Here is a 19446-nt window from a genome sequence, read left to right on the forward strand (position 1 = left end):
GGCACATCAAGGAAAATGCCTTATTCCCATAGGCAAATGGGAATAAGGCACACAAATGAAAAGTTAAACGCGAAAGGTAATCGCTTCTACATCATTAAATATCGTTAACCATACCTTTTGCTCTGGTCTTTCACTTATGGTCAGCCATTTGAGTCGAACGGGCACGACTTGCAGTTTCTTCCCAAATACCAACTTCAACCTTTTGCTGAATTTCAGGATACTGATTGATATCAAACGTCGGTAGCTTCCCAGCACGTCTCTGCTGGTTATAGTCTCTTGCAAGTTTAAATGCGACACCGGAAAGCAGCAAAATAGCGGTCAGATTAGTGATTGCCATCAATGCCATAGATAAATCAGCCATTTTCCAAACCAAAGGCACTTCAGCCAACGCACCAAACATCACCATACCTAATGCCGCTAGACGGAGGATTATCAAACCCGCTGTGTGATTACGTTCAAGGAAGACAATATTACTTTCCGCATAAGCATAATTCGCAATGATTGATGTGAAAGCGAAAAAGAAGATAGCTAAAGCGATAAATTCAGACCCCCAATCGCCTACTGCTGAAGATAATGCCCGCTGAGTCAGCTCTATTCCACTTATTCCTGAAATATTGCCATCAAGCACACCCGATGAAAGGATGATGACAGCGGTAGCACTACAGATAACGATAGTATCCATAAAAACGCCCAGCATTTGTACATACCCTTGGGATGCTGGATGAGGAGGATACGGAGAAGCTGATGCTGCCGCATTAGGCGCTGACCCCATTCCGGCTTCATTTGAAAACAACCCACGCTGAACACCCTGCGTCATCGCCTGCGCAACACCATAACCAACAGTTCCTGCAACAGCTTCCTGTAAGCCAAACGCACATTTGAAGATCAATGCAAAGACTTCTGGCATGCGTTCAAAGTTATGACCGACGACCCAAAACGCCAAGATAAGATAAGCGGTCGCCATAAAAGGAACAACCAACTCCGCAACTCTGGCAATCGAACGCAAACCACCCAAAATAATGATCCCGCTCAAGATAACCAATCCAATACCTACATATAATGGGCTAAAATCAAAGGCAAAAACCGCAGCCTGAACAATTGAGTTTGCCTGAACAGCATTAAATACCAGACCAAAAGCAATAATAAGGAATATGGAGAACAGAATGCCCAACCAGCGTACCCCAAGCCCTTTTTCCATATAATAGGCCGGGCCACCGCGGTAATTCCCCTTATCGTCTTTTGTCTTGTACAGCTGAGCAAGTGTGCTCTCTATAAAAGAGGTCGCCATCCCAATCAGAGCAACAACCCACATCCAGAAAATGGCGCCAGGCCCACCAGCTGTTAAAGCGATCGCCACACCAGTAAGGTTACCTGTACCTACTCGCGCAGCTAAACTGGTACATAGGGCCTGAAATGACGAAATACCTGCACTGTCAGATTTTTTACTATTTTTCAATACCGAAAACATATGCCCAAAATGGCGGATCTGTATAAAACCTGAACGTATAGTGAAGTAAGCACCAGCCCCAAGAAGAAGATAAATCAACACGGAGCCCCAAAGGATGTTGTTAAAAAAGTTAATCAGTTCCGTCAAGATATTTTTCCCCTTATAATTAGCAAACCCAGTCTGACCATAAAATCGTATCCGGCAGAATTCATTGCGCTTAATATGCCTTTATAATTAACAAGTAATACAATGCTGTATGAAAAGAACACAGAGATACTGGTCAGAAAAACGCTATGAATGTAACACAAGTTTGAAATTGATGTGTAATGTTTACTGATCTTTTTACATTATCCATCAGATTAAATGAATGTTTGATGTACTACTCTTGACCGCCAGTTAATAGATTACGTTATTCAATCAACTATTGTCCGTCAGTAACATCTATACATTACATTAGTCATTAGCGATGCCTCTTGTCGATGGTTCTCAATAAGCTACATATATGAAACTCATTTATGAAACTGATTGCTCTGCTCCATACAATAAAAGGAGTTGTACTAATGAATCGCTTTTAATTAAATCAACAAGCAATCAATATCAAGAAAAAAAATTCAGAAATAAGATATTGTGATTAATTTTGTGAGCAGATTATCAGCTTTAAGAAAAAAATCGTAATTAATTATAAAAAATTTCACATAACGAGATTCATCATATAAGACACTAAAAAAATCAAAAAGATAACTCACCACTCCTTATCAGATCACAACGAAATGTCAATGCCATAATGTTAACGTAGGAAATATCATCTCAATGAATACTCCTCTTTATCTGACTATAATTAATACATCCTCGCTTGTTTTGCTACTTTCTGAGCACCTCTAATATATCCAATATCTCCCCTATAGTATTTCCTGTAAGATTATTATCCAATATTCCCACAAGCATATTAAAATCAAATTACAATAGAATTGACATAACAAGATATTTATTATAAAGAATACTCTCTGTTCTCTGGTTGGTCCTCAGAAATAAATAATATTTATCTGACAATTTTCCGGTTGTATAAGTAAAAATTTGATTTCCTGCCAGATAGATGGAATACTTTATCAAGTTTGTGAAGAATTCTCCTGATGAACAATAGAAGTTGAATGAAACCAGATATATTGCAAACTAAAACCATTACAATAATATCATTATCCTGGGCTTTCCCAAAGCTGAGTCACCAGCATAATTGTACTTTATAAATACAGGCACGAAGTTCAACAACTCACCATACCAAGATAACCTAATCAAAATCATAGCTGCCATCTACTGCAACAATTGTTTTACCTTTAAACATTAAAATTTTCCCAAGCTAATATTTACACGACTAATTGCAGGCTTCTTAGCCTATGAAAACACACACTTAACTCAATCATACATAACCATGATCAATATTTTACTCACACTTGCATAACAGAACAAATTAATTACAATAAAATATAATTTACAATTGAAATTATATTTGTAAAAAAATATGAAAAAACTTCTCTTATATGCAACATAAGACTGGATCTTTTATTATCTACTGCTAATATTTTCATTTGTTATCTTTTACAAAAAAAATATGTCTATGAAGTTAATATTGCTTAAATATCTCACTTTTATTCTGAATACATAATTTAAACAATATACGTTGAGGTTATGAATGATGTTAAGAAGAAAAAGGAAGAATCCCACTGATAACAATTTACCTATAAGAGTCTATCGTGGGAGATCTAAATATGAATATCACCCTCCATCGGGAGGTTCAATATCCATTTGCTGTTTAAGTTCACCATTATCTGTCGTTTGGGAGGAATATGAAAAAATCCTTAATAAGGAAAATATAACCAAATAATAAAATTTCAAATATTATACAATAAGTATTATATTTATAGTTATAAAAACAGCGGGAGAACACACTCCCGTTAGCGGTTTCGACCTAATCTCACCCATAAAAAAGATTTTTAAAAGCTATTAAATTAATTATTCAGTTATAAATTCCGTTCCCTGTCTATTGCTCATCGGAAAATCTGAAATAAAAATGACTATTCCAACTATAGCAAAGGAATACCTTACTGATGACAATCTAATCAAGTCTGTGCAAATTGGAAATAATTCACAAAAAATTATTAAAGTAGATAGAGTTCTACCACCAAGACTGCTCTAGACAGCTCGTTAATCAGTAAACGAGATATCTATGAAGTTTGGGGTCAACAGTTTTTTTCCAGTCCATATGAAGTTATACACACAGCTACAGTACCATTCCAGCATAAACCGGAACATACCGTAGCAAAGGTTATAAAGAAGAGGAAAAAATAATAGGTGAAAAAATGACTAACCGCAATTTACGAAATTTTGCAAGTTACTGGATCAAAGTCGCCGCCTTAAAAATATACTCTTTGAAAAGCAGCGCTAGCGCCGCAGCAACAATAGACCATTGAAGACGGTCAAATTTACCTTCAAGTTTGTCAAAACGTTTGTCAACAGATTCGAAGCGCTTATCAACAGACTCGAAGCGTTTATCAATAGATTCGAATCGTTGGTGAATAACCTCAAATTGTTTGTTAACAGACTCAAATTGCTTGTTAACAGACTCAAATTGCTTGTTAACAGACTCAAATTGCTTGTTAACAGACTCGAACCGCTGGTCAATATCAGATCTAAGTGACGCAAAGGAGGACTCACTCTCGCGGCGCAAATTATCAACACTTTCCTGAGTCGCAAGATGTTGCATATTCTGCCCTCGATGCAAAAGAGCGTTCAGAACATCACTTGTACTAAATTCTATTTTTTTATCATTTGAATCACTCATCTTACCCTCCGTATCGGACAGAACAAATATTAACCTTAGTATACACCCTGCCATACGTGAGTTGCAAAATTTGAAACGTTCATCCTCCACAGAAGGATTAACTACCGTGGAGGTGTCTGACAATTTCAGATTACATATGCTGGATAATAGCGTCACCAAATTCGCTACATTTCAACAGCTTAGCCTCTTCCATCAGGCGCTCAAAATCATAAGTCACGGTCTTCGCGGCAATCGCGCCTTCCATACCTTTAACAATCAGATCTGCGGCTTCTGTCCAACCCATATGGCGTAACATCATTTCAGCGGAAAGAATAACTGAACCTGGGTTCACTTTATCCTGGCCAGCATATTTAGGTGCAGTACCATGAGTGGCTTCAAACAGAGCACATTCATCACCAATATTTGCGCCCGGAGCGATACCAATACCACCTACCTGAGCAGCCAGCGCATCAGAAATATAGTCACCATTTAGGTTCATACAAGCGATAACGTCATATTCAGCAGGGCGCAGCAGAATCTGTTGCAGGAAAGCATCTGCAATCACATCTTTGACAATGATCTCTTTACCATTTTTCGGGTTGCTAATTTTCACCCAAGGGCCGCCATCAAGCAATTCACCACCGAACTCTTCACGAGCTAACTGATAACCCCAGTCTTTAAAAGCGCCTTCGGTGAATTTCATAATGTTGCCTTTATGAACCAGAGTCACAGATTCACGGTCATTATCAATTGCGTATTCAATAGCAGCACGGACTAGACGTTTAGTGCCTTCTTCAGAGCATGGTTTCACACCAATACCACATTGTTGTGGGAAACGGATTTTACTCACCCCCATTTCGTCTTGCAGGAATTTAATTACTTTATCCGCTTCAGCAGAACCCGCTTTCCATTCAATACCTGCGTAAATATCTTCAGCGTTTTCACGGAAGATCACCATATCCGTCAACTCAGGCTGTTTAACCGGGCTTGGCGTTCCCTGGTAGTAACGAACCGGGCGAAGACAAACATACAGATCTAATTGTTGACGCAATGCCACATTCAAGGAGCGGATACCACCACCAACCGGCGTCGTCAGAGGGCCTTTGATGGCAACGCGGTATTCACGGATCAGATCCAGAGTTTCATCCGGCAACCAAACATCTTTGCCATAGATATGAGTAGATTTTTCACCCGTGTAGATTTCCATCCAAGAAATTTTACGCTCACCCTGATAGGCTTTCTGAACCGCTGCATCGACAACTTTCAGCATTGCAGGGGTAACATCGACACCAATCCCATCCCCTTCAATATAAGGGATGACCGGGTTATTCGGAACAACCAGTTTACCTTTAGCGTCGACTGTTATTTTTTTACCTTCCGCCGGAATAACTACTTTGCTTTCCATTAACCTCTCCTTTCAAGTAAGCGTAATACCTTGTTAATTTTTTGTAAGGGACGTGTCAATACTACTTGAATATTCTGCGAACGCCAATCAATAGCAGACTAATGTATAATATCCCTCCCTTTTTGCTCAGTGACCTATGATGACAAATTTCCCTGTTAAAAAACACAAACTTAACCGATTCAGCCAAAGAAAAATATCAAATTCTGTCAAAAAACTAACAGGACCTCGCCGAGTGTTGATATTTAACAAACCTTACGACGTTTTACCCCAGTTCACTGATGAAATGGGCAGAACCACGCTGAAAGACTTTATCCCGTTTCCTGATGTTTATGCCGCCGGACGTCTGGATCGTGACAGTGAAGGATTATTGATTTTAACTAATGACGGTAAACTTCAAGCACAACTGACCCAACCGGGTAAAAAAACTGCCAAAGTTTATTATGTTCAAGTTGAAGGGATTCCAGATGAAGAATCACTCGATAAACTACGTAAGGGCATCATCCTAAAAGATGGGCTTACTCTGCCCGCAGGTGCTGAGTTAGTTCATGAACCAACCTGGCTCTGGGTTCGTCATCCCCCAATTCGCGAACGTAAAAGTATTCCGGTAAGCTGGTTAAAAATCACACTTCATGAAGGCCGAAACCGTCAAGTGCGCAGAATGACAGCCCATATTGGTTTTCCTACACTTCGACTGATTCGTTTTAGTATGGGAACCTTACAATTAGGCGAAATTAAACCCGGTGAATGGAAGGAGATCAATTTTGTTTAGCCCTCATGTTACAGTTGCCTGTATTGTCCATGCTCAGAATAAATTCCTGGTAGTTGAAGAGACAATTAATGGCAAAGCATTATGGAATCAACCGGCTGGTCATCTTGAAGCCGATGAAACACTATTACAGGCAGCAGAACGTGAATTATGGGAAGAAGCCGGTATCCGGGCTACGCCACAAGCGTTGCTGAAAATTCATCAGTGGGTTGCACCAGACAACACACCATTTATCCGTTTTCTATTTCTGGTTGAAATGGAGCAACAAATAGCCACCAATCCACAAGACAATGATATTGACTGCTGCCACTGGGTTACGGCAGAACAAATACTAAACAGCACCTGTCTTCGTTCTCCACTTGTTGCAGAAAGTATCCTCTGTTATCTGCAAAATAAAAAACACCCTCTTACGATACTGGATAATTATGCCGCGTCGTTCAATTAGCAGTAAAACAGTCATGCGCTTGATGCACCCTCGCTTGCAACGTGTTAAAGTACGGCGCTTGTTTTTTTCTCCAGTGAGATTCCCATGTCAGATAACAGCCAGAAAAAAGTCATTGTCGGCATGTCCGGCGGTGTAGATTCTTCCGTTTCCGCACACTTATTACAACAGCAAGGTTATCAAGTGTCTGGCTTGTTCATGAAGAATTGGGAAGAGGACGATAATGAAGAATACTGTTCAGCCGCGACAGATCTGGCTGATGCCCAATCTGTTTGTGACAAACTGGGCATTGAACTTCATACCGTCAATTTTGCTGCCGAATATTGGGATAATGTTTTCGAACATTTCCTTTCTGAATATAAAGCAGGCAGAACCCCTAATCCAGATATTCTATGCAACAAAGAAATTAAATTTAAAGCATTTCTGGAATTCGCCGCTGAAGATTTAGGGGCAGATTACATCGCTACAGGTCATTATGTTCGTCGCAAGGATATTAACGGAAAAAGCCAGTTACTACGTGGGCTCGACAATAATAAAGATCAGAGCTACTTCTTATATACCTTGAGCCACCAGCAAATTGCTCAAAGTCTGTTTCCTATCGGTGAATTAGAAAAACCGGAAGTTCGCCGTATTGCTGAAAAAATCGGTTTGGTGACAGCAAAGAAAAAAGATTCCACAGGTATCTGCTTTATTGGTGAACGCAAATTCCGTGATTTCCTCGGCCGTTACTTACCCGCCAAACCTGGCCCGATTGTTACTGTGGATGGTGAAATCCTCGGTAAACATCAAGGGCTGATGTACCATACACTCGGCCAACGTAAAGGTTTGGGAATCGGTGGTACAAAGGACGGCAACGAAGAGCCGTGGTACGTAATAGATAAAGATATTCAAAATAACATGCTGATCGTCGCTCAGGGGCATGAACATCCTCGCCTGATGTCTACCGGCCTTATTGCCCAACAGCTTCATTGGGTAGACAGACAACCATTGACTGAAGAAATCCATTGCATGGCCAAAACACGCTATCGTCAGCAGGATATTCCTTGCACTGTCACACCAATAAACGAAGATAAAATAGAAGTACGTTTTGCTAACCCCGTCACCGCAGTTACACCCGGCCAATCAGCGGTCTTTTATCAGGGTGAAATCTGTCTTGGCGGTAGCGTGATTGAACAACGTTTGCAGGAGTAATTGTGGCAAAGAATTATTACAATATTACACTAGCACTGGCAGGAATTTGCCAGTCAAGTCGTCTGGTACAACAACTTGCCCATGAAAACCAGTGTGATACCGATGCTGTTGCAACTATGGTGAATAGCATCCTGAACACTAACCCGGCATCTGTTTTAGATGTATTTGGCAATCATGAACACAATCTGCGTATCGGGCTGGACGCAATGCTGGGGATATTTAATGGCGGTAATAACGGTAATAGTAATAATAGTGTTTCCGCCGATCTTACCCGCTATATGTTAAGTCTTATGGCACTGGAACGCCGTCTGAATAAACATCAGGAAGCTTCCGATGAGCTTGGTAACCGTATTAATCTGTTAGAACGTCAGCAGGCATATTTTAAGCCAATGTCAGAAGGTATGTTCAACGCATTGGCGGGTATTTACGTCGATGTCGTCAGCCCACTTGGCCCACGTATCCAAGTGACGGGTTCCCCTGACGTTCTGCGCAATCCACTTGTACAGGCGAAAGTCCGGGCTATTCTGCTAGCTGGAGTCCGTTGCGCCGTCTTATGGCAGCAGGTTGGCGGCGGTCGCCTGCAATTAATGTTTTCTCGTCAACGCCTGGTACAACAGGCGAAAGATATTCTTGCTCATTGTTAAATAAAACCCAGGAGTTGCTACCAATGGAATTATCCTCACTGACTGCTATTTCTCCAATTGACGGCCGCTACAGCGACAAAGTCAGCGCATTACGTGCCATTTTTAGTGAGTTTGGCCTACTAAAATTCCGCGTGCAGGTTGAAGTACGTTGGCTGCAAGAACTGGCAGAATGTGCTGAAATTAAAGAAGTCCCTGCTTTTGATGCAGACGCAAACGCTTACCTGGATGAAATTATCGAAAATTTCAATGAACAGGATGCAATGCGTATCAAAACTATCGAACGCACCACCAACCACGATGTCAAAGCAGTGGAATATTTTCTGAAAGAAAAAATTGCACATATTCCTGCACTACATAAAGTCTCCGAATTTATTCACTTTGCTTGTACTTCTGAGGATATCAACAACCTGTCTTATGCGCTGATGCTGCAAACAGCCCGTGAAGAAGTCCTTTTACCGCAATGGCGTCAGATAATTGATACTATCAAAAAAATGGCGGGTGAATATCGAGACTTACCTCTGTTATCTCGTACTCACGGCCAACCGGCTACACCTTCCACTGTTGGTAAAGAGTTTGCAAACGTCGCTTACCGGATGGAACGCCAGTATCGCCAACTGGAACAAATCGAAATATTAGGCAAAATCAATGGTGCAGTAGGTAATTATAATGCCCATATAGCTGCTTACCCACAAGTTGACTGGCATCAGTTCAGTGAAACTTTTGTGACTTCACTTGGCATCAAATGGAATCCATACACGACTCAAATCGAACCTCATGATTATATTGCTGAATTGTTCGATTCCATCGCCCGTTTCAACACGATTCTAATCGATTTCGACCGTGACACTTGGGGCTACATCGCTCTTAACCATTTCAAACAGAAAACAGTTGCTGGTGAAATCGGTTCTTCCACTATGCCACACAAAGTCAACCCAATTGACTTTGAAAACTCCGAAGGTAATCTGGGGCTGGCAAATGCGGTATTGGGTCATCTGGCCAGTAAATTACCCGTTTCCCGCTGGCAGCGTGATCTGACAGATTCAACCGTCTTGCGTAACCTTGGTGTTGGTCTGGGATACGCTCTGATCGCTTATCAAGCTACGATGAAAGGCTTAAATAAGCTGGAAGTCAATGAACAACACCTGTTAGATGAGTTGGATCAGAATTGGGAAGTGCTTGCTGAACCCATCCAGACAGTTATGCGTCGCTATGGTATCGAAAAGCCTTATGAGAAACTCAAAGAACTTACCCGCGGTAAACGTGTCAATGCTGAAGGGATGAAGACCTTTATCGATGGACTGGATTTACCCGAAGAAGAGAAAACACGTCTGAAAGCAATGACACCGGCAAATTATATTGGCCGTGCAATTACTCTGGTTGATGAATTGAAGTAATCGATCTTCCACAGGCGGATAAAACATCCGTCTGTTACTACCCTTATATAAACCAATCCCAAACACACATCAAAGTTATATTCTATATTTCCACTTGACGTCTTGCTGTTACATATCCATGTATCTAACATGTTTGGTGAGTCTATTGTATTGAATTTTTTGCTAGCAGTTTTGTCTATATAACAGTCTTAATGACCTGTTATCATATACTGCTTGTTGGAGTTTAGAAGGAATATTCCATGCGGATATTGATTGTTGAAGACAATATGTTACTACGCCACCATTTAACGGTACAACTTCGTGACACGGGTCATCTGGTTGATGCTGCCGCAAATGCTAAAGAAGCTGATTACTATCTGGCAGAGAGCGAACCCGATATCGCTATTGTTGACCTTGGTTTGCCCGGAGAAGACGGTTTGAGTCTGATCCGTCGCTGGCGCCAGAAAGATGAGAAACTCCCTATTCTTGTTCTGACCGCTCGTGAAAGCTGGCAGGAAAAAGTCACCGTTCTTGATGCCGGGGCGGATGACTATGTCACCAAGCCATTTCATCTTGAGGAAATCATTGCCCGTATGCAGGCACTCCTGCGCCGTAATAATGGGCTGGTTTCCCAAATTATTGAATTTCCCCCGTTCAGGATTGATCTGTCACGCAAGGAATTAACAATTTATGGTGAAAGTCTCAAACTGACGGCTTTTGAATATAAAATTGTTGAAATATTGATGTGTAATAGCGACAAAATTGTCACTAAAGAGTCATTAATGCGTCAATTATATTCCGATGCTGAACTGCGCGAAGGCCATTCCATTGATGTTTTAATCGGGCGGTTAAGAAAGAAAATACAAGATATTTGGCCTTATGAAGCTATCGTGACTGTTCGCAGCCAAGGCTATCGCTTTGATGTATAAAATTTTAATGTGTAAAAAAGTGCTTAAACGTAAAAAGCAACCTTTTTCACTCCGTACCCGGTTTTTAATGGCGACTGCCGCAGTCATTCTGGCTCTGACAATGTCTTATGGTATTGTTGCTATTGTCGGTTACCTGGTCAGTTTCGACAAAACCGCTTATACATTATTACGTAGTCAGAGTAACTTGTTTTTCAGCCTTGCTCAGTGGAACAACAATAAGCTGGATATTTCAGTACCACCCAATTTCACCCTAAATAACCCGTCATTGGTTCTAATTTATAACAACAAAGGCACTATCCTTTGGCGTCAACGCCATATCCCAAAAGTAGAAAGATCTATCCCGAGTGAATGGTTGAAGGAAGATGGTTTATATGAACTGGATACTGACCTGAAAAGCAGTCGAGACTTATTAAAAGACTCGACCAATATGCAGGGGCAATTAGGCAAACTTAATGCTCTCGACGAAAATGAAGATAACGAGCTAACCCATTCCGTTTCCGTTAATAGATATAATGCGACAACACATCTGCCAGAATTGACTATCGTAGTGATTGATACCATTCCACAGGACTTACAGAAAACAGTTCTGGTGTGGGAATGGTTCGGCTATGTATTGATTGCCAACCTTATTCTGGTTATTCCATTAATCTGGCTAGCAGCTCACTGGAGTTTACGGCCAATCAAATCGCTTATTCATCAGGTCAGCTCGTTAGAAAAAGGTGAGCGAGAAAAATTGGATGAGAATCCACCGGCTGAGCTGCGGGGATTGGTTCGTAACCTCAATGTTCTGCTCAATAATGAACGCAACCGCTATACAAAATACCGCACAACACTGGCTGATCTGACACACAGCCTGAAAACACCGCTAGCTGTTTTACAATCAACTCTCCGTTCTTTACGCAGCAGTAAGCAGATGACCATTGAACAGGCGGAACCTATCATGCTTGAACAAATAGGCCGTATTTCTCAGCAGATAGGCTACTATTTGCACCGTGCCAGTATGCGCGGTGATAATAGTATCATTATGCGGGAAGTTTCTTCTGTTCCGGCTTTACTGGATAGTTTGTGCAGCGCTTTAACCAAAGTCTATCAACGCAAAGGAGTCAGTCTCACGTTAGATGTATCGCCGGAAATCACCTGGCTTGGTGAAAAAAATGACTTTATGGAAGTCATGGGCAATGTCCTGGAAAATGCCTGTAAGTATTGCCTTGAATTTGTCGAGGTCTCCGCAACTATGGATCATGATTCGGTAATGATCATTGTTGATGACGATGGACCTGGTGTTCCTATTAATAAACGGGAAATGATTTTCCAGCGGGGACAACGTGTCGATACCTTACAACCGGGTCAGGGGCTTGGATTATCCATTGCTTCTGAAATCATCGAACAATATAAAGGAGATATCAGTATCAGTGACAGTCCGCTTGGCGGCGCCAGAATTTGCGTTATATTCCGTTGCCAGCAAATTAATGATGACGATTAGCCAAATATGCCTGTGTAGTCTGATACTCAATTTAACTATTTCGTTATAATATCCTAAAACTCACCTCAACTCAGGATGTCACTATGGACTATCAGTTGAATCTGGACTGGCAGGCGTTTTTACAAAATCATTGGCAAAAACGGCCTCTGCTGATTAAACAAGGTCTTCGTCAATTCATTGATCCCCTTACTCCCGATGAACTGGCTGGCTTGGCTATGGAAAATGAAGTTGACTGCCGCTTGGTCAGCCAGAAAAATGGCCGTTGGGATGTTTCCCATGGTCCATTCGAAAGTTACGATCATTTAGGTGAAAAAGATTGGTCATTACTGGTACAGGCGGTTAACCACTGGCATCATCCCTCCTCTGCATTAATGCAACCATTCCGTGTGCTATCTGACTGGCGCATGGACGATCTGATGGTCTCTTTCTCTGTTCCTGGCGGGGGTGTTGGCCCACATCTTGACCAATACGATGTATTTATCATCCAGGGAATGGGACGCCGTCGCTGGCGCATTGGGGAGAAAGTGCCAATGAAACAACACTGCCCTCATCCTGATCTGCTACAAGTCGATTCATTTGATGCCATCATCGATGAAGAGATGGAGCCAGGCGATATTCTCTATATTCCACCCGGATTTCCACATGAAGGCTACACCATTGAAGATTCACTGAATTACTCAGTTGGTTTTCGTGCACCTAATACCCGTGAGCTATTCAGTAGTTTTGCTGATTACCTACTAGCTAATGATTTAGGAGGCTATCGCTACAGTGATCCCAATCTGACTTTACGCGACAACCCGGCATTGGTGCAAAAAGATGAGCTATCCGCACTACACTCAATGATGAGTGAATTATTGACACAACCCGAAACTTTCCAACAATGGTTTGGTGAATTTATCTCTCAGTCACGGCATGAGCTTGATATTGCCCCACCAGAACCACCTTATGAAAGCGATGAAATTTATGAATTAATGAAACAAGGCGAAAATTTCCATCGTCTTAATGGATTACGGGTTATAAGAATCGGTGACCAATGCTTTGTTAACGGCGAATTAATAGATACACCTCATATTAATGCTACTGACGTTCTTTGCCACCACTATGAAATTAATGCCGAAATGCTTGGTGAAGCGATAGATGATGTTCGTTTTATCAGCCTGCTCACTGCATTAATAAACAGTGGTTACTGGTACTTTAATGATTAATAAGGTGAATCTAAACAGAGTCGTCCAAAAGTCCATTAATTCTGTTTAACTTCTAACTCGACTATTAATCTACTGCCTTTTAATCATAACTTCCGATTAAAAGGCAGTTACCACAAGTTGCATTAATTATTGTTATATACCCTTCATCTTTCAAGCTGCTGCTTTGTTGGCTGCGTTCACTTGCCGCCACGCTGCAATTTGAAATCTATTGGGTATAGCTAATGCTGCAAAACACCTGAATTTTTCCCAATTTTTTTAGACAACAGAGCAGTCAATTCAGCAATACGCATGACAACACTTACAGCCTGTTCCATTCCTTCCAGCGAAACAAATTCATGTTTACCATGATAATTATATCCCCCCATAAATATATTCGGGCAAGGCAAACCACGAAATGACAATTGTGCTCCATTAGTACCACCACGAATAGGCTTAATGATGGGTTCAATATCACAATCCAGCATTGCCTGTTTTGCAATATTAATAACATGCGGATATTTGATAACTTCATCGTGCATATTGTAATAATTGTCATCGATAGCTAGTTCGATATAACAATCAGGATGTAACCCCTTACCTGCTTTTTCAGCAACTTTGATCATCTTCTTTTTACGTTCTTCGAAATTATCTCGATCAAAATCACGAATGATATAATGCATTTCAGCACGCTCTGCCGTACCTTTAATTCGTTGCAGATGATAAAAACCTTCATATCCGTCCGTGTGTTCCGGCGTTTCTCCTGATGGTAATTCCTGATGAATGCGGATCGCCAGCGACAAAGCATTAATCATGACCCCTTTGGCATTACCAAAATGAATATTATTGCCAACAATCTTGACTGTTACTACCGCCGCATTAAAGTTTTCAAATGCCAATTCACCCACACCACCACCATCAACGGTATACGCCCACTCAGCATCAAATGAATCAATATCAAAATAACGTGCTCCCTTACCTATCTCTTCGTCCGGTGTAAACGCTATGCGAATATCACCATGTAAAATATTGCTATTCTTCAGACGAACCATTGCGGTAATGATTTCTGCAATACCCGCTTTATCATCGGCACCAAGCAGTGTTCTACCATCTGTGGTAATAAGCGTTTTTCCTAACATACTATGCAATACAGGAAACATAACTGGCGATAACACTTCATCACCGCATCCTAAAGCGATGTCACCACCCCGGTAATTTTCCAACATTTGTGGGTTCACATTTTTTCCAGAAAAATCTGGCGAAGTATCAAGATGAGCAATAAAACCGATAACCGGTACAGGCCACGATGTATTAGCCGGTAATGTTGCCATCACACAGCCATGCTCACTTTGTACCACATTAGAGAAACCTAGCTCTATTAGCTCCTGCTTCAATGCCTTGGCAAGTTTAAGCTGACCATTACTGCTAGGAATGGTTTTCGCTGACAGTTTTGACTGAGTATCAAAAGAAATGTATTTAAAAAAACGCTCTAATAATCTGTCCATTGTTCTCTTCCCCCCGGGACTTTAGCTATCCATTATGAGGAAGAGAAACACAATAATTATTGCGTCAAATCAGCTTTAAATTCTTTTATCTTATCAATTAACCTTTGGACATACTCATCCACTATTTTACTGGCTGGTCCATAGTGCTTTTCATCAAACAGGCTTTCTACCTGACTCGGTTCCAGATTCAATTCCACCGTATGTGCGCCTGATAGTTTAGCTTCATGCACAAATCCAGCCGCAGGATAAACATGCCCGGAGGTGCCGATCGCAATGAAAATATCTGCCTGAGCCAGTGCAGAATAGATCTCTTCCATACCAAAAGGCATTTCACCAAACCAAACAATATGTGGACGCAACGGTGATGGGAACTGACAGCAATGGCAGCGCTCATCTGTAGCCAGTGCACCTGTCCATTCAAACACTTGCCCAGATTGGCAGCAACGGATCTTGAGTAACTCACCGTGCATATGTACCGTGCGGCAACTACCTGCCCGTTCATGAAGATTATCGATATTCTGAGTAATCAACAGAAAATGGTCACCAAGTTCATGCTCCAGCGCTGCCAAAGCATAATGCGCTGTGTTCGGCTTTATATCCGATTGTTGGAGCTGACGCCGCCGGGCATTATAAAACGCCTGTACCAAGTTTGGATCTTTCTGAAAACCTTCAGGTGTAGCAACATCTTCCACCCGATGTTCTTCCCACAACCCATCAGAAGAACGGAAAGTCCGAATGCCCGATTCAGCTGAAATACCCGCACCAGTCAATACCACTACGTAAGGTTTTTTCATATCAAGTGCCAATCGATTATCCCTATAGAAAATTCGGCTACGAAACCGCTGATGCCTCAAACGCTTTACCTTACGAAATCGACAAAGCCGACGACGAACACGCATACTGATTTCCTTTAAGATTTCTCAATAATGCTTAGGTTTCTGTTTCCTTCACACCATAGCGCTTTTGGTTAGCGGATGCCAATAATAGGTTTATTATTTCCCACTTAAAATCCGTGCCGGATCAAGCTTGCTTGCCCGTCTTGCCGGATACCAACTTGCCAGCAAACTCAAAATCAGCGCAGTTGCTAAAACGTACAAAACATCCATGCTATGTAACTCTGATGGTAAGAAATCAATGAAGTAAACATCACCGGAAAGGAATTGATGGCCGATCAGCTTTTCCAGTCCATGGATAAGTGAAGTCAGATTAAGTGATGCTAATATTCCAACTACAGCACCTGCGATACTGCCAGTCATCCCCGCCAGTAACCCATACCAGAGAAAAACCGCTCTGATTTGTCCGTCTTTTGCTCCCAGTGTTCGCAAAATAGCGATATCTCTGCTTTTATCTTTTACCGCCATAACCAAGGTAGAAACGATATTGAAACACGCCACACCAATCACCAGAATCATTGCCAGATACATAATGCTGCGTACCATCTGAATATCCTGATACATATAGCCGTAATTCCTTATCCAGCTACTGATATAGACATATTCCTGTGATGCTTCTCCAGCAGCCCTTACCCGCCGATCAGCGGCAAACACATCATCAACCTTGATAGCAATTCCGGTGATCCCTTGGCTATAATCCAGATATTGTTGCGCATCGGCTAAAGGAATCAGAGCCAGACTATGATCAAGTAAGCCACTCAGTTGAAAAATCCCGCTGACCTGTAAACGAATCCGTTTTGGTTGCAACAACTTCATTTCTGGATCGCTGTTTGGGATCATAACCGTCAGCCAATCGCCCTGTTTAACCTTCAAAGCATTAGCAACCCCTTGCCCAAGAATGATCTGTTGATGGCCCGCCTGAAAGTGTTGCCATACATTATTCTGCACAAACGTTGGTAATGAGCTAACCTGAGCCTCTGTGACTAAATCAACGCCTCTTACCTGAACAGCATGTAGACTAGCACCTTTTTCCATCAATCCAGTGAAAGTAATATAAGGTGAAGCAGCAACCACGCCAGTTGTGTTTTTCACCCGTTCTAATGCAGATTGCCACTGTTCAAAAGGCTGATTCACCGCATAGATTTCACCATGAGGAACAACTGAAAGTATCCGGCTCCTCAGTTCCCGTTCAAAACCATTCATGGCACTCAAGCCAATAATCAGGACTGCAACACCAAGCATAATTCCCAAAGTAGAAATCACTGAAATCAAGGAGACCATTCCACCACGACGGCGTCCCCGGCTGAATCGAAGAGCAGTAACTAAAGAAAGAGGCAAATTTGCCATTACAATGCTCCCGTCAGGGTCAATTCATCTTGCAAATAACCGTCACGCATCTCCACCTGACGATCCAATTTGCTGGCAAGTTTCAAATCATGGGTAACCACCAAAAACCCAGTTCCCTGCTGCCGGTTAAGTTTACCCAGTAACTCAAAAATGCTATCTGCATTACGTAAATCAAGGTTGCCAGTGGGCTCATCAGCCAAAACTAAAGAAGGTTCATTAACTAATGCTCTGGCAATCGCCACACGCTGACGTTCACCACCCGATAATTCTGATTGGCGGTGATGAGCCCGCTTCTCCAGACCAACAGCAGCCAACATTTCCAACGCTTTCTTCTGTGCTTGATTCCGGTTTTTACCGCCAATCAGCAGCGGCATAGCCACATTTTCTATCGCGTTAAAATCTGGCAACAGATGATGAAACTGATAAATAAAGCCTAATTCATGATTGCGCAATTCTGCTCTGGCTCTGGAAGACATTTTATTCAGAGACTTCCCTTTAAACAAAACGTCACCGGAAGTCGGTGTATCCAATCCACCAAGCAAATGCAGTAACGTACTCTTACCTGACCCTGAACTCCCTACAATCGCCATCATTTCGCCCTGATTGATAGCAAAAGTGACATTTTTCAGTACTTCGGTCAGTACTTGCCCTTCCTGATATTTTTTACACAGATTATTACACAACAATAATGGTTGATTATTCATAACGCAAAGCCTCAGCAGGTTGGGTGGCAGCGGCACGCCAGGAAGGATATAACGTAGATAATAGGGCAATAACCATCGCTGAAATTGCAATTGTAGCGACTTGTAATGGCTCAATAGCAACAGGTAACTCAACACCTGAAGTCAACAAGCCAATAAGTGGCATTAAGTTATTAAGCTGGCTCGAAAGTAGAACACCAAGCCCAGTTCCCAATAATGTACCGATAATCCCGGCACCCGCTCCTTGGATCATAAAAATCGCCATGACCTGACGGCGTGTCAGTCCCTGTGTTTGCAAAATTGCCACTTCACCCTGTTTTTCCATCACCAGTAAACCAAGTGAAGTAATGATATTGAATGCAGCCACAGCAATAATCAGGCTCAACAGCAATCCCATCATGTTTTTTTCCATTCTTACAGCCTGGAAAAATTCACCTTTACGTTCACGCCAATCTTTCCACAACAACCCTTCAGGCATAGTTTGCAAGCTCAAGCTATCCACCGCCAGCGGTTCTTTGAGATAGAGACGCCAGCCAGTAATATTACCCTGCGGGTAACGCATCAAGCGGGCAGCATCTTGTTGATTAACCAGAATTTGTGTGCCGTCTACTTCACTGTTAGAAGCAAAAGTACCCACAATCATAAACAAACGTTGACTCGGAATACGCCCCATTGGTGTCAATTGGCTTGCACCTGGCACCATCAGGCGAACTCGGTCGCCGCGTTTTACCCCAAGCTCCTCCGCCAACTTTTCTCCCAAAATAACATTATAACTGCCGGGTTCAAGTTGATAGCGAACAGTGTTAACCAGGTATTCAGTCAGTGGTTCATACTCATCTGAAGTAATACCCAACATCACGCCCACACCGACATTACGGGCGCTTTGCAATACAACGTCGCCCATCACCAATGGTGTAATCCTGTTGACTTGCTCTAAGTTCGAAAGTTCACTAGCAGAATGCCTTACGGGATCTAGAGAACCACTTGCCGACGTCACAACAGCCTGCGGCATCAAGCCAAGAATACTGGTTTCCAATGAACGCTCAAAACCATTCATCACTGACAATACAGTGATTAATGCAGCAACACCGAGAGTAATACCGATTGCTGACAGCCATGAAACAAACCGGCCAAATTTGTCAGCCGCACGGCCACGCATATACCGCAAACCTATAAATAATGAGACAGACTGAAACATGAAATCTATTACGCCCCTGTTGCCAAAGCAAAGTGTTCGGGGATAATAAAGGGTAGCTATACTTTATGGAACCACCAACGCCCAGATCTGTGGTTTTTTTTATTTTTTCTCAACCTGCCAGCGTGT

16 protein-coding genes are annotated in these 19446 nt (G+C 42.0%); 8 read left to right on the plus strand and 8 right to left on the minus strand.

The window, feature by feature from the left end; all coding sequences use genetic code 11:
* Positions 1-130: 130 nt before the first annotated feature.
* From C5469_RS04310 to icd, 3 genes are all read right to left on the minus strand, one after another.
* Positions 131-1594 carry an alanine/glycine:cation symporter family protein gene (locus C5469_RS04310; RefSeq protein ID WP_166302785.1) on the minus strand — a complete coding sequence of 488 codons (1464 nt, stop codon included), beginning with the start codon at positions 1592-1594 and terminating at the stop codon, positions 131-133.
* Positions 1595-3833: 2239 nt separating this feature from the next.
* Entirely contained in the window at positions 3834-4283 is a 450-nt protein-coding gene (locus C5469_RS04315) for a DUF16 domain-containing protein (RefSeq protein ID WP_166302788.1), read from the minus strand.
* A 130-nt stretch (positions 4284-4413) separates the two neighbouring features.
* On the minus strand, positions 4414-5667 hold the full coding sequence (icd, locus tag C5469_RS04320; RefSeq protein WP_166302791.1) for an NADP-dependent isocitrate dehydrogenase: 1254 nt from the start codon (positions 5665-5667) through the stop codon (positions 4414-4416).
* Positions 5668-5806: 139 nt separating this feature from the next.
* Here icd and rluE point away from each other — a divergent pair, with 139 nt between their 5' ends.
* The 8 genes from rluE (at position 5807) to C5469_RS04360 (ending at position 13700) form a co-directional block, all read left to right on the plus strand.
* Positions 5807-6436: a 23S rRNA pseudouridine(2457) synthase RluE gene (gene rluE / locus C5469_RS04325; RefSeq protein ID WP_166303007.1), complete on the plus strand. Its 630-nt coding sequence runs from the start codon at positions 5807-5809 to the stop codon at positions 6434-6436.
* Positions 6429-6878: an NUDIX hydrolase gene (locus tag C5469_RS04330; RefSeq protein WP_166302794.1), complete on the plus strand. Its 450-nt coding sequence runs from the start codon at positions 6429-6431 to the stop codon at positions 6876-6878. The genes rluE and C5469_RS04330 overlap by 8 nt, the downstream gene beginning before the upstream one ends.
* A gap of 84 nt (positions 6879-6962) precedes the next feature.
* Entirely contained in the window at positions 6963-8066 is a 1104-nt protein-coding gene (mnmA, locus tag C5469_RS04335; protein ID WP_166302797.1) for a tRNA 2-thiouridine(34) synthase MnmA, read from the plus strand.
* 2 nt (positions 8067-8068) lie between these two features.
* A complete protein-coding gene (hflD, locus tag C5469_RS04340) occupies positions 8069-8710 on the plus strand; it encodes a high frequency lysogenization protein HflD (protein ID WP_166302800.1) in 642 nt (213 codons plus the stop codon).
* A gap of 23 nt (positions 8711-8733) precedes the next feature.
* The gene (gene purB, locus C5469_RS04345) at positions 8734-10104 is read left to right on the plus strand and encodes an adenylosuccinate lyase (RefSeq protein WP_166302803.1); all 1371 of its coding nucleotides are present in this window, start codon (positions 8734-8736) and stop codon (positions 10102-10104) included.
* A gap of 239 nt (positions 10105-10343) precedes the next feature.
* Positions 10344-11012 (plus strand): two-component system response regulator PhoP, encoded by a 669-nt coding sequence (phoP, locus tag C5469_RS04350; RefSeq protein WP_166302806.1) that lies wholly within the window; start codon positions 10344-10346, stop codon positions 11010-11012.
* Positions 11013-11031: 19 nt separating this feature from the next.
* Entirely contained in the window at positions 11032-12495 is a 1464-nt protein-coding gene (gene phoQ / locus C5469_RS04355; protein WP_166303010.1) for a two-component system sensor histidine kinase PhoQ, read from the plus strand.
* A gap of 83 nt (positions 12496-12578) precedes the next feature.
* Entirely contained in the window at positions 12579-13700 is a 1122-nt protein-coding gene (locus C5469_RS04360; RefSeq protein ID WP_166302809.1) for a ribosomal protein uL16 3-hydroxylase, read from the plus strand.
* Positions 13701-13918: 218 nt separating this feature from the next.
* Here the strand turns inward: C5469_RS04360 and pepT are convergent, their stop codons facing one another.
* The 5 genes from pepT to lolC form a co-directional block, all read right to left on the minus strand.
* A complete protein-coding gene (gene pepT / locus C5469_RS04365) occupies positions 13919-15181 on the minus strand; it encodes a peptidase T (RefSeq protein WP_166302812.1) in 1263 nt (420 codons plus the stop codon).
* A gap of 56 nt (positions 15182-15237) precedes the next feature.
* Complete coding sequence (cobB, locus tag C5469_RS04370; RefSeq protein WP_166302815.1) at positions 15238-16080, minus strand: Sir2 family NAD+-dependent deacetylase; 843 nt, start codon at positions 16078-16080, stop codon at positions 15238-15240.
* A 93-nt stretch (positions 16081-16173) separates the two neighbouring features.
* The gene (lolE, locus tag C5469_RS04375; RefSeq protein ID WP_166302818.1) at positions 16174-17421 is read right to left on the minus strand and encodes a lipoprotein-releasing ABC transporter permease subunit LolE; all 1248 of its coding nucleotides are present in this window, start codon (positions 17419-17421) and stop codon (positions 16174-16176) included.
* Entirely contained in the window at positions 17421-18125 is a 705-nt protein-coding gene (gene lolD, locus C5469_RS04380; RefSeq protein WP_166302821.1) for a lipoprotein-releasing ABC transporter ATP-binding protein LolD, read from the minus strand. The genes lolE and lolD overlap by 1 nt, the downstream gene beginning before the upstream one ends.
* On the minus strand, positions 18118-19320 hold the full coding sequence (lolC, locus tag C5469_RS04385) for a lipoprotein-releasing ABC transporter permease subunit LolC (protein ID WP_166302824.1): 1203 nt from the start codon (positions 19318-19320) through the stop codon (positions 18118-18120). The genes lolD and lolC overlap by 8 nt, the downstream gene beginning before the upstream one ends.
* Positions 19321-19446: the final 126 nt, after the last annotated feature.

Source organism: Photorhabdus cinerea (assembly GCF_011189575.1).
GTDB lineage: Bacteria > Pseudomonadota > Gammaproteobacteria > Enterobacterales > Enterobacteriaceae > Photorhabdus > Photorhabdus cinerea.

Bases quoted from the DNA above. Each gene is read 5' to 3' on its own strand.
- C5469_RS04315 (WP_166302788.1), bottom strand. From the start codon at position 4,283: ATGAGTGATTCAAATGATAAAAAAATAGAATTTAGTACAAGTGATGTT.
- icd (WP_166302791.1), bottom strand. From the start codon at position 5,667: ATGGAAAGCAAAGTAGTTATTCCGGCGGAAGGTAAAAAAATAACAGTC.
- rluE (WP_166303007.1), top strand. From the start codon at position 5,807: ATGACAAATTTCCCTGTTAAAAAACACAAACTTAACCGATTCAGCCAA.
- mnmA (WP_166302797.1), top strand. From the start codon at position 6,963: ATGTCAGATAACAGCCAGAAAAAAGTCATTGTCGGCATGTCCGGCGGT.
- purB (WP_166302803.1), top strand. From the start codon at position 8,734: ATGGAATTATCCTCACTGACTGCTATTTCTCCAATTGACGGCCGCTAC.
- phoP (WP_166302806.1), top strand. From the start codon at position 10,344: ATGCGGATATTGATTGTTGAAGACAATATGTTACTACGCCACCATTTA.
- C5469_RS04360 (WP_166302809.1), top strand. From the start codon at position 12,579: ATGGACTATCAGTTGAATCTGGACTGGCAGGCGTTTTTACAAAATCAT.
- pepT (WP_166302812.1), bottom strand. From the start codon at position 15,181: ATGGACAGATTATTAGAGCGTTTTTTTAAATACATTTCTTTTGATACT.
- cobB (WP_166302815.1), bottom strand. From the start codon at position 16,080: ATGCGTGTTCGTCGTCGGCTTTGTCGATTTCGTAAGGTAAAGCGTTTG.
- lolE (WP_166302818.1), bottom strand. From the start codon at position 17,421: ATGGCAAATTTGCCTCTTTCTTTAGTTACTGCTCTTCGATTCAGCCGG.
- lolD (WP_166302821.1), bottom strand. From the start codon at position 18,125: ATGAATAATCAACCATTATTGTTGTGTAATAATCTGTGTAAAAAATAT.
- lolC (WP_166302824.1), bottom strand. From the start codon at position 19,320: ATGTTTCAGTCTGTCTCATTATTTATAGGTTTGCGGTATATGCGTGGC.